The sequence below is a fragment of the Methanobacterium sp. genome, from assembly GCA_030017655.1.
Taxonomy (GTDB): Archaea; Methanobacteriota; Methanobacteria; order Methanobacteriales; family Methanobacteriaceae; genus Methanobacterium_D.
Genome location: JASEIM010000037.1, coordinates 1 through 11374 on the forward strand (window position 1 = coordinate 1; position 11374 = coordinate 11374).

The 11374-nt window shown below is 33.7% G+C and carries 15 protein-coding genes; 5 read left to right on the forward strand and 10 right to left on the reverse strand.

All coding sequences use genetic code 11. The features are described from left to right. Positions 1-321 precede the first annotated feature (321 nt). Entirely contained in the window at positions 322-483 is a 162-nt protein-coding gene (locus QMD61_10900; GenBank protein MDI6725142.1) for a zinc finger domain-containing protein, read from the forward strand. A 235-nt stretch (positions 484-718) separates the two neighbouring features. Next, positions 719-988 carry an elongation factor 1-beta gene (locus tag QMD61_10905; protein MDI6725143.1) on the forward strand — a complete coding sequence of 90 codons (270 nt, stop codon included), beginning with the start codon at positions 719-721 and terminating at the stop codon, positions 986-988. Positions 989-1548: 560 nt separating this feature from the next. Here QMD61_10905 and QMD61_10910 read toward each other — a convergent pair. Continuing rightward, positions 1549-1713 carry a hypothetical protein gene (locus QMD61_10910; GenBank protein MDI6725144.1) on the reverse strand — a complete coding sequence of 55 codons (165 nt, stop codon included), beginning with the start codon at positions 1711-1713 and terminating at the stop codon, positions 1549-1551. Here QMD61_10910 and QMD61_10915 point away from each other — a divergent pair. Further along, a complete protein-coding gene (locus tag QMD61_10915; protein ID MDI6725145.1) occupies positions 1634-2833 on the forward strand; it encodes a tripartite tricarboxylate transporter permease in 1200 nt (399 codons plus the stop codon). The two genes, QMD61_10910 and QMD61_10915, sit on opposite strands and share 80 nt — an antisense overlap. A gap of 9 nt (positions 2834-2842) precedes the next feature. Here the strand turns inward: QMD61_10915 and QMD61_10920 are convergent, their stop codons facing one another. From QMD61_10920 to QMD61_10930, 3 genes are all read right to left on the reverse strand, one after another. Next, a complete protein-coding gene (locus QMD61_10920) occupies positions 2843-3184 on the reverse strand; it encodes a hypothetical protein (GenBank protein MDI6725146.1) in 342 nt (113 codons plus the stop codon). Positions 3185-3271: 87 nt separating this feature from the next. Further along, positions 3272-3772: a PsbP-related protein gene (locus QMD61_10925; protein MDI6725147.1), complete on the reverse strand. Its 501-nt coding sequence runs from the start codon at positions 3770-3772 to the stop codon at positions 3272-3274. 194 nt (positions 3773-3966) lie between these two features. After that, positions 3967-4932, reverse strand: coding sequence for a 50S ribosomal protein L11 methyltransferase (locus QMD61_10930; GenBank protein MDI6725148.1), 966 nt, complete (start codon positions 4930-4932; stop codon positions 3967-3969). Between the two features lie 76 nt (positions 4933-5008). On the opposite strand from QMD61_10930, the gene QMD61_10935 reads away from it, so the two are divergent. Together QMD61_10935 and QMD61_10940 are read left to right on the forward strand one after the other, a co-directional pair. Further along, a complete protein-coding gene (locus QMD61_10935) occupies positions 5009-6700 on the forward strand; it encodes a CpaF family protein (protein ID MDI6725149.1) in 1692 nt (563 codons plus the stop codon). A gap of 25 nt (positions 6701-6725) precedes the next feature. Continuing rightward, positions 6726-7811, forward strand: coding sequence for a type II secretion system F family protein (locus QMD61_10940; protein MDI6725150.1), 1086 nt, complete (start codon positions 6726-6728; stop codon positions 7809-7811). Between the two features lie 56 nt (positions 7812-7867). Here the strand turns inward: QMD61_10940 and cbiQ are convergent, their stop codons facing one another. The 6 genes from cbiQ to QMD61_10970 all read right to left on the reverse strand — a co-directional run. After that, the gene (cbiQ, locus tag QMD61_10945; protein ID MDI6725151.1) at positions 7868-8656 is read right to left on the reverse strand and encodes a cobalt ECF transporter T component CbiQ; all 789 of its coding nucleotides are present in this window, start codon (positions 8654-8656) and stop codon (positions 7868-7870) included. 44 nt (positions 8657-8700) lie between these two features. Beyond that, positions 8701-9009, reverse strand: a complete 309-nt coding sequence (locus QMD61_10950; protein MDI6725152.1) for a PDGLE domain-containing protein — start codon at positions 9007-9009, stop codon at positions 8701-8703. Next, positions 9006-9650: a cobalt transporter CbiM gene (cbiM, locus tag QMD61_10955; protein MDI6725153.1), complete on the reverse strand. Its 645-nt coding sequence runs from the start codon at positions 9648-9650 to the stop codon at positions 9006-9008. The genes QMD61_10950 and cbiM overlap by 4 nt, the downstream gene beginning before the upstream one ends. A 365-nt stretch (positions 9651-10015) precedes the next feature. Further along, complete coding sequence (locus QMD61_10960) at positions 10016-10351, reverse strand: DUF2149 domain-containing protein (protein ID MDI6725154.1); 336 nt, start codon at positions 10349-10351, stop codon at positions 10016-10018. Then, positions 10317-10988, reverse strand: a complete 672-nt coding sequence (locus tag QMD61_10965; GenBank protein MDI6725155.1) for a MotA/TolQ/ExbB proton channel family protein — start codon at positions 10986-10988, stop codon at positions 10317-10319. The genes QMD61_10960 and QMD61_10965 overlap by 35 nt, the downstream gene beginning before the upstream one ends. A 13-nt stretch (positions 10989-11001) precedes the next feature. Beyond that, a partial coding sequence (locus QMD61_10970) for a DUF2162 family putative transporter (protein ID MDI6725156.1) occupies positions 11002-11374 on the reverse strand: 373 nt, incomplete at its 5' end.

Sequence of the window (11374 nt, forward strand, 5' to 3'; positions counted from 1 at the left end):
TCTATAATTGAAGGTAAGAGTTCTAAATACACGTTTATTGAAGGGAAGGAAAATTCTTCAAATCTCTCAAAACCCTAGGTTTTGGAGCCTTCGAACACGAAGTGTTCGGGGCAGAGAAACGCAGTTTCTCATGCGCGAAACAAAGTATCGCAAGCTTTGATTTGACATCAGAAAAATCAAAGATTTTCCGAACCGTGAATTAAAACTGACAAAAACAGAGTTTTTGTCGGTTCAAAAAAAAGAAAATTTTGAAAAATTTGGAGGTTGAAGGAAAACTTCGTTTTTCCTGAACCCAAATATGAAATATTTGGAGGAAATTAAATGGATAAAATAGAATGTACATCATGTAAACAAGAAATATCACCTGTAGAGACTTGCGTAAAATTCCAGTGTCCTGAATGTGACGAAATAATTTACAGATGCCAGAAATGCAGAACCTTTGGTCATCTTTACACATGTAAATGCGGATTTAATGGTCCTTAAAAAATCAAAGATTTTTTAGGTTGGAAAAACCCTCAAAATTCCAAGAATTTTGGGGCAACAAATCATAGCTGGAGAAAAATGCTACGCATTTTTCTATGCATCGAAAATTTTCAATTTTCAAAAGATTTGTATGCTTAGATTTTCTCAACTTAAACAAAAAAATTTAATTAGAGATATTATTTATTGATGTATAAAATATCTGATTATTATTTAACAATTTAAATACGGTGATAGAATGGGAGATGTAGTAGCAACAATAAAATTAATGCCTGAAAGCCCTGAAGTTGATTTAGAAAAAATGAAAGAAGAAATTATAGCATCTATTCCTGAAGGTACTGAATTTCATAAAATAGAAGAAGAACCAATTGCATTTGGCCTTGTAGCTCTCAATGTAATGGTTGTTGTTGGCGACGCTGAAGGTGGAACAGAACCAGCCGAAGAAAGCTTCGCTAAAATTGAAGGCGTCAATACTGTGGAAGTTACTGATGTAAGAAGACTGATGTAGTCTTAAATTTTTTTTATTTTATTATTTTTCTTTAGTTCTAACTAAAATCAATTTTTTACTTTTTCTTTTTACTTTAAGAGGTTTAGTTTTGTGTAGCATGCTGTATTTAACTCCCTGTGGCCCTGGTTCCTGTGTTCACAGCTTCTTGCTATGCTTATGTATAAAGCACAGTTAATCATTAAGATTTAATCCATCCAATATGTCCAGATTAAAAAAAAATTTAGGATAATTATTTAATAATTATTTAATATAAAATATTACTATGGGTTCTGAAGTTATTTTTATATTGTCTATTTGTTTACTATTTGGACAGTTTGTTCTTTTTAAAGGCTTTCAAGAAAATTTAAGCAAATGGATATTACCATAATTTTATTGGATTTGTATTAATTTTTGTGCTGATAAATTATCTAATAGACCGGATATTCAATGATTTAGCTAAGAAATTAAAAAAAGAATTCTAACATCCCATAGTGGGTATTCACTGATTAAACAATTTTTAAAGCCATAAGTTTAAATTGGAAAGAATTAAAGTAATATTATGTTATAATACTGACACTACATTAGTTAATAATAACATTAATAATAGGGGTGGTAAAAATCATTGATCTTATCTTAGCGTGCATAATCGGAGTTTTATGCGGTACAATAACCGGATTAATACCCGGAATCCATGTAAATACTGTTGGAGCGTTTATTTTTGCATCTTCAACATTTTTATTAACCATTTATTCACCGGAAATCCTCTGTGTATTTCTTATTTCAATGGCGATCTCACATGCACTCCTTGAATTTATACCTTCAATTTTCCTTGGAGTTCCTGAAGAAGGTACAGTCCTATCCATCTTACCCGGGCATCAACTTGTACTTCAAGGAAGGGGAAGAGAAGCAGTTCGATTAGCAGCAATTGGAGGATTTGGTGCGGTTATAATAACTGCACTTCTTCTGCCAGTATTTATGATGATTTTACCACCAGTATATGGCCCCATTAAGCCATATATATGGATATTACTTATAATAATTGTCATTTATATGTTTATACGGCTAAACAAGGACTTTAAATCAGTTTTATGGTCATTGGCCTTATTTCTACTTTCAGGAATAATGGGTTATACCATGCTGAACACCCCCATATCCTCAAATGTTTCCCTCCTCTGTATTTTTACCGGTCTATTTGGGGTCAGTACATTACTCTACAGCCTTTCTGAAACTTCATTTGTTCCTACTCAAAATAGATTTCATAATTTCAAAATAAGTAATAGTATCCTAAGGGGAATTTTTGCAGGCGGAATTGCAGGCACTATCCTCGGCTTTTTACCCGGCCTCGGCCCAGCTCAGGGAAGTATAATTGCACAGGAGTTAAGCGGTGGTGGAGATTCAGAAAGCAACAGAGAAGGTTTTCTTGTTGCAATCAGCGGAGTTAATACATCTGATACCCTGTTTTCCCTTGTGTTAATATTTTTAATTGGAAATCCAAGGAGCGGAATTGCAGTTTACATTAATAACATCTTAGAGAATTTTGATTTTGCTCATCTGATATTTTTTGTGTTTACAGCATTAACTGCAGTTTCTTTATCCTTATTCTTATGTTTAAAATTAGGAGATATTGTCAGCAATTCAATTGAACAGGTAAATTATAAAAAGCTTACATGGATTGTAATTACATTTATGAGCATCCTGGTGTTTGGATTTACATTATATTATCGTTTTAATATCCTGTTTATGATTATTGCATATATTACATCAATTTCACTTGGATTACTTCCTCATTATGTTGGAGTGAACAAATCGAATTTGATGGGAGTTTTGATTCTTCCTGCGATTGTGATTTATTATGGTATGTTTTAAAAAAAAATATTACGCAGAATTATTGCATACCGGCATAAAAGTCTTTATAAGAGCCCCTAAAATCTCTCCTCTCTTTCCAGATCTGGAATTAGGCATCAAATGGGCCCCAATATAAGTATTATTTCTTGAACCAGCCTCTTTAATCCAGCATTTGTATTTTGGGTGGGATTTATATGATATTAGTTCAGATAGATTGTTTGATTGGCCAAAATACAGAATATGGTATGTGTACGGCTTATTATATGCATCGGGCTTTTTCATGATGGCATAAATACCGGGATTGGATAACGGTTCCCATCTTTTAATTGGATATGGACCATCGAACAGTATTCCTCCCCATTCTAAGCTCATTTTATCTCCTTTATAGCATTTAGTAACATTTGAATAAATGATGTATTAATTATTGTAATATTAAAAAAAAGAAAAAAATAAGAGTTTTTAAGGAACTTTAAGACTATTCAATATCATATTAACAGTTTGCTCATCATTGCTTGTGGATGCAAAAGCTGCTAAATATGGAGTACCATCCTTTGCAAAATATGTATTTGAAGTATAAATTCCTGATTTTTGCATTACAACTTCGTATCCATTTTGACCATCAACAGTCCGTGATTTTTCAGATATAAAAGTATATCCGTTACTTAACATGCCTGATTTATAAGATGCAGCCCATTCTTTTGTGGTGGCCAATCTCTGATTTGACCCAATGGTTACAGTTGCCAAAGCAAATGTTGATTTATCCTTATCTCCTACTGCAACGAGTACATTGCTTCCACTGTTCTGGAAGTCACTTTTATCCAGTTCGCTCCAATCACCAGGATAGGTGAAAGAAACACCATTTTTTGAATATGTTTTATTTGTTGTTCCAGAATCAGTACACCCCGATGCCATAACGATTACGGCCAGAATCCCTAAAATTAAAATAATCCCCTTCTTCAAATATATCACCATTTGGATTATCTTTGTCTTTTAATATATCTTTTTTCTTTATTAATCATAAATATAGTTAATAATATGCGATTGAATATTACTTTGTTCTAATTTAAACCTATCAAATTTAAAAATAAGATTATATGTCTTTAAATTTATATTTTTACAGGTTTTTTATTCTTAAATCCAAATAAAATTAGAAATTAAATTACAACAACATTTTTAGCTAAGTTACTGACAATTTCTACAAATTCATTTGAATCAACGCCAGGAAATACATCAACAAGACATATATCAAATTTTTCGTCTAAAAACTCTGTCAATTCCTTTATATCCATACAGTAAACTTCAAATCTGTCGCCAGATGCTATTAATCCTTCTTTATTGCCTGAAAGTTTGACTGGGAAATCATTAGCTTCTAAATTGATTATGGTCATTTCAATTGCAGGAGGCCAGATATCATTAAAAACAACTTTTTTTGCTCCTGCCTTTAAACATGCAATTCCCAAAGTTCCAGGTCCACATGTACAATCAAGGACTGAAGGTTCATTAAAGTCTTTTAAAACGTTTTTAAGTATTTCTATTTTAGGAGATTTAACCTTTGGAAACTCTATATGGATTTTTCCCTGGTATTTATGGATTCCTATTGATCCAAAGGGAGTCTGCACAATGTCACACCTCATGTCACATCCAGCAAGAAGTTCATATACTTGGGGGCTGGATTCGGAATCTTTCATTCCCACAGTATCATTTAAATTCCCCTTTAAAACTCCTTTAACCTCTTTAACTTCATTTACAATTCTTTCAGAACATTTTTTGTCTACATCATCTGATAATATCACCAGAGAATCAGGAGATAAGAATGGAACGGAACTTGTTGGATAAGCAGGAGTTATTAAAGGCACACATGCATTTCTTAATGTAGATTTTTCGTCTTTTATCCCTTCTTCAATCATTATCTTCAATATATGGGCAATTACAACATCTAAATGTCTTTTACCACATTTACAACTTCCAAAAGTGTTGTCTATTTTATCAAGATGTATTTGAGAAGTTAAAGGGAAAAATTTTTTAAAATAAATTGTTTTGCATTCATCACATGGTCTGTAAAATAACTCTATATTTTTAAGAATCTGTGAAGTATGATTAATGCATTCACTTCCACACATGCACTTTATTTCCATATGCTTAAATATTGGATGTTTAATATAAATATATATAATTCATTTGGTAGTCGTGAGGCACATGAAAGATAAACGAAAGGAAATACTCAAGGATCTTTTAGGAGAATTTGGATCTATAGATAATTCCGATGAAAAAGAGGATGAAAAACAAATTCCAGTAGAAGAATCAATTAGAGAGCCTGATTACAGACCAAGGGACGTTGAAGAAAATATTGAACGTTCAAAAGACCCTTTATTTTTTGAGGATGATGAACCATTCAAATTAGACAAAATAATGGAAGAACCCGCCATAGAAAAGGTAGTTAGCAAACCGGCGAGGCGTCCTAAAAAAATCAAAAAAATGACATCGCGAATATCAGCTGAAATAATCGAAGATGGATTAATACCTTTTTATAATGTTAATGTTCCTAAATTTACTGATAGAGAACGTCAGTTACTTAATGAAATCCGTGAAAAACTTGTTGAAGTTGCTGTTTCACAAGGCGAAAAATTCAGAGTTGATGAAGGTTCATTTATTAAGGAAGTAAAAGAATTCCTCCGGACCAGAGGTGTTCGAGATACAGAAAAACTCGCATCACAAATAGCTCAGGAAATGTTAGGTTATGGCGAACTCGATCCACTGATCAAAGACGATGACCTTGAAGAAATAATGGTGATTGGAAATGAAAAATCTGTATTTGTTTATCACCGAAAAATAGGGATGATGCAGACAAATATAGTTTTTAAAAATGATAATGATGTTAAAGCCATTATTGATGTGATTGCAAGACAGGTTAACCGTAGGATAGACCAGCAGACACCCATACTTGATGCAAGATTAGATGATGGTTCAAGGGTAAATGCAACAATCCCCCCAATCTCTGCAGACGGCCCTAGTCTGACTATAAGGAAATTTAGAAAAGATCCACTAACTGTTATCGATTTAATTAATTTTAAAACCCTTTCATCCCATTTAGCAGGATTTTTATGGGTTTGTGTGGATGGACTCGGAGTCAAACCATGTAATGCTATTATAGCAGGAGGTACAGGTTCTGGTAAAACCACAACTCTAAACACAGTATCTTCCTTTACACCTCCACGTGAAAGAATAATTACTATTGAAGATACATTAGAGCTTCAAATTCCTCACGAACATGTATTACGTATGGAAACTCGACCCCCTAACATTGAAGGGAAGGGTGAACTTGATATGGACACACTTGTGAAAAACTCACTCAGACAGAGACCTGATCGTGTGATTGTAGGTGAAGTAAGGGGAGCTGAGGCAATAACTCTTTTTACGGCGTTAAATACCGGGCACTCTGGATTCGGTACCCTTCACTCCAATACTGCAAGAGAAACCATTACAAGACTTGTAAATCCTCCAATGAACGTTCCAAACATAATGATACCTGCTTTAGATTTCATAATAATGCAAAACAGGATGTATCGACCTGAAGGAGGTTCTTTAAGGAGAGTGACTGAAGTTGCAGAAGTTGTGGGTATGGAAGAAGGCAATGTACAGTTAAACAGAGTGTTTGAATGGAATAACGTTGTTGACAAAGTTGAATACGTTGGAATTGCAAGTCAAACTTTAAGAGAAATGGCTGAACTCCGGGGAATAAGTATAACAGAAATTGAAGAAGAAATTGAAAAAAGAAGATTAGTACTGGAGTACATGGCTGATAATAACATTAGAACAATCGGAGAAGTTGGGGAATGGATTCATAATTATTATAAAGATCCAGATGAAGTTTTAGAAAAGATATTATAATAATACATCATGATGTGGTGATAAAATGGCTTTTGAGGGCCTGAAAAAAGTCTTCAACAGAATAGGCAATATTACGGTGGATTCGAGCAAAAAAGTTGGTGGCGGAGTACAGGCACCAGTAAATAAACTGAATGAAATGGATATAAAAAATAAACTGGGTCCTGTTAATAAATTAGGTAATATTAGACCCCTAAGAAGATCTGGAGGTATAACGGCTAAAAAAACTTCTCCCCGCGTTATAGAACGGATGAAGATGGATAAAGATGAAATCCAGATGTTCAAGGAGCTTATTGATAAAAAATACGAAAGATCAGGGAAAACCGATGAAGAAAAATCCAAAAGAGATGTATATCAAAAAGCAGCCCTTGAAGAATTACTTAAAGAAGAGGAAAAAGAAAGTCTGGACCCTAAATTAATTATAGGGATGGGTCTTATAGCTTTTGTTTTAGTTTTAATTACCGTAACTATTTTAGGCCTTCCAATAATAATGGGGCTTGTAATTGGAATTCTGGTAATTGGAATGGCTGCATTCATTGTTTTCCTGCCTAAACTACAAAGTGGAAGGAAATCATCAGAAGCATCAAGAGAATTGCCCTTTGCCCTAAGACAGATGGCAACTGAACTTCGTGCAGGACTTGGTCTTCATGAAAGTATGAGATCAGTGGCTTTATCAGGGTATGGTCCTCTTTCAGAAGAATTTGCAAGAACCCTTGAAGAAATTAAATATGGTGAAACCACAGAAAACGCTTTAATGGACATGAGCGAACGTATAGATTCCGACGGACTTAAAAGAGCAGTTTACCAGATAACCAGAACATTGTCAAGCGGTGGAGATCTATCGCGAACATTAAATGTCATCGCAGAAGATACAGCCTATGAACTGAGGATGAAGCTAAAAGATTACACTCAAAAGTTAAATTCATTTACTATGATATACATGTTCGTTGCTATACTCGGACCTGTAATTCTCATGATCATGTTAATTGCAGCAACGACTGTTATGGGGCCAATTTTCCCACCAATAGTACTTTTAATCTTGTACCTTTTCCTTTTCCCTATGGTTGTTGGGTTCATGGCATTTATGATTAAAAGACTTGAACCGCAGGTATAATCTAAAAAAATTTAGGAATTTTTTAATTCCTTTCTAATTTTTATTTCTTCTAATTTCTAAATAATTGAAAAATAACGACTGATTTCCAACCCTATAATTACAGATAATGTAATTCCTATAAAAGTAAAATCTTTAATGTTTAATTTCTTATTTTCAGCATATAAATTAGAACTATCCGAATAACCTCTACTTAACATGCTGAAATAGACTTTTTCACCCTGTTCATAGGAACGCAGGAACATCATACCAATAGTTTCACCTACTTTTCTTAATCTCCACATATAAGCGGTTTTTTTATTCCTTATATCAAAGCATCTTGTTTTTTGAGCATTACGGATTCTTTTGAGTTCATCATAGAAGAAGAAAAGATATCTCAAAGTTAAACTAAGAAGCATGGAAAATTCTCTGGGTACACCAAGTTTACGTGCAGAATTAATAAGATCCTGCATTGGAGTAATAGATGAAAGAAGTACAACTGCAGTTATACAGACAATAATTCTAAGTAAAAGAAGTAATCCGAAGTCCAAACCCTGTTGTGTAATCTCTATTCCAAAAGGTAGATCATAAATTACAGTTCCTCCCCTTATAAAAAGTTGGAATAATGCAATAGCTCCTCCAAAAGGCAAAATTAAGGCAATTCTTTTAAGGGCATAACTTAAAGAGATATGAGACATTAAAATTAATATTAAAAGATAAATCTCCATTAAAGATAATATAACTAAATTGGTAGTGTATACAGCATATACAATAATTAGCAAACTTGAAATAATTTTTATTCTACCATCTAAAGAATGTAAAATACTTGTTTTGCCCGATTCCATTTCAATATTTGAAATATTCACCATTATTTTCTCCTAATTTGATTGACAATAAAGAAATGAGGAAAATTTTATGTATTTTCCTCTTTATTTTTATTTTTAAGGATTATGCCGAGACCATATGCAATCCCAAGTACCAGTAAAGTTCCTATAACCATAGATATTACGCCGCCCAATGGATTATCTTCACCAAGGACAGGTATGGTGTAATCCGGTAAAGGTGACTCAAATGCCGGCTCTGTTTCCGGATTAGACATCACTTTTTCCATGGTACTGTCGAGACCGTCTGGGTTTGAAGAAGCTAAAAAAGGTGCAAGAATAGCTATTACTAAAGCAACTACAATCCCACCTAGTACAAATTTTTTGTTTTTAGGACTCATTTAGATGTCACCTCGCTTGATTTCTTTTCCAGAGAGAATAGATCTGGTCTGACATTTTGTATAGCCAGAACTACAACCACAGTTATTGCACCTTCAATAAGTCCAATTATGGCATGGAATCCTCCCATGTAAAAAAGACCTAAATCAAGCGGGAAAGCACCTGCTATTGCCAGTTCTAATGCAGCAGCTATTGCAGCTATAAATATTGATGCCCATGCTGCAGCAAATACAGCAAATTTCCCATTAACGTTTTTAAGTGAGGTATATGTGTAGAATCCAACAAATCCTCCTACAACTCCCATGTTAAATATATTCACGCCTAAAGCGGTCACTCCACCGTCTCCATATATTAATCCCTGAAGTATCAATACAATAGATAAAACCAGAACTGCCGCCCATGGACTGCCCAATATAATGGCCACTAACGCCGCACCCATCATATGTCCGCTTGTCCCAAATGGAATTGGAATATTCATGGCTTGTATAGCAAAAATACCTGCAGATAGTACTGCTAACAATGGAATAGCCCTCTCATCAAGATTATTTCTTGCCCATCGTAGAGCGAAGAATATTGCTATTATTGAGATAGCATAATATATTAGATACTGTGGAAATGGAATTAAACCATCTGGTATATGCATTCTTTGAATCCTCCTTCAATTTTTATATACGGGTCAATAACTATTTATATAGTATTACTAAACCCCATTATTAAGGGTAAAAGATAATACTCATTTTAATAAGCCTTATAACCCTTTAATCTTAATATATGGGTTTAGATTTATGTCATATAAAGGTTTCCTTTGGTATTACCAATACATGTTTTTTATAATTAAAAGTATTAAAAACTTATTACTAAATCCAAATTTTAAAGGTTAAATGTAATAAAAATATACACTTAAAAAAAATGAATAATGAAAAATAATTATGAAATTAAAAATATTAATAGCCGAATTACAACTAAATTCATATTTTCTTTATTTTAAGATTGAAAAACATAAAAAGATCATCCTTCAACCATAATCAATTTACCTGTTTTAGGATCTTTGTAAACCGTTCCCATCTGGACATAACCCTGTCCCTGACCAGATTGACTTTGAGGGGTTTCGTTTATCTGGTTTCCCTGTTGAATTTCCGCTGCTTTTTGCATTGCTTCCATTGTCTGTTTTTTCTCTTCGGGAGAAGCATTGCTAAAAACTACGCTTTGCATGTTCCACGATACAACCAGAAATATTAGAAATCCAACTGATAGTACAAGCATAGCATCTACAAGGTTAGCCGAACCTGCCATTGGATCTTCATCTTCCCTATTGAGTAATCGGCGCTTTTGTCTTCGAAGCATTGTCTAAAACCTCCAGTACTGATTCTGATATTGTTTCAAGTGTAGTGAGATTGTCTTCATACCATCTTTTTCTAACCTTCGAAATAACGTATGCTATACCTCCTGCAGCTAATCCAACAACAGTAGTGTCAAATGCAATAATTATGGCTTGAGCCAGGCCATTAATATCTCCTCCACCTAAAGCAGCTAAACCTGGCCCCATTGGTATCAATGTACCCATTAATCCAAGTGTTGGACCAAGCCTTGTAACAACATCAGTTTTTTCAAGACTTTTAGCAATTTTAAGTTCCTCATTCTCGATTAACTTTCTTGCAAATGCTTCTCGGGATTTAAATCCCAATTCTGGCGATCCAGCAAGTTTTATGAGTATTTCTTTGTGATTTTGTGGCAGATCACTTTTTTCCACCACTTCCATTATATTTTCAGGAGTACCTGAATTAGAAATATCCTTAATAATTTTTTCAACTTTACCAACATCGAATTTGATTCTGCCTGAATATTCTGAGATTAAGCCTCCAAAATTGATTATCGCATAAACCATAAAGGATAAAAGCCCTATAATAACAGGTATAATAAGACTTTGCGCTATTACGTGTAAAGCCGCGCCTAACATGTCACTTCCAGGAATTGCTACCATTATATCACCTTTTTTATTGTATTAAATTACTTTTCCTTTTTGTTAAATAAAATCCTGCAAATGCCAGTATTATCACAAATAATATGGCATAAATCAGGTTTTCCACAGATGGAACATCCATGGGGCTCATTGGGGATTGTAAAACTGTACTTATATTTGGAATGACTATTGCAGACGCTAAAAAATAGAAACCAACAAAAAGCATAAAATTACCCAGTAAAATGGGGTACGGTTTTTTTGTAATCCTCACTACTGCATCAGATGCAAAATAAAAAGATAATATAGTTAAACTTAAGAAAACTGCAGCATATTCTCCTACAAATACTGTGGAAACTCCAATAAATGGAGATGCAAGTACTATTGCTGCTACTACCGCTCCAAAACAG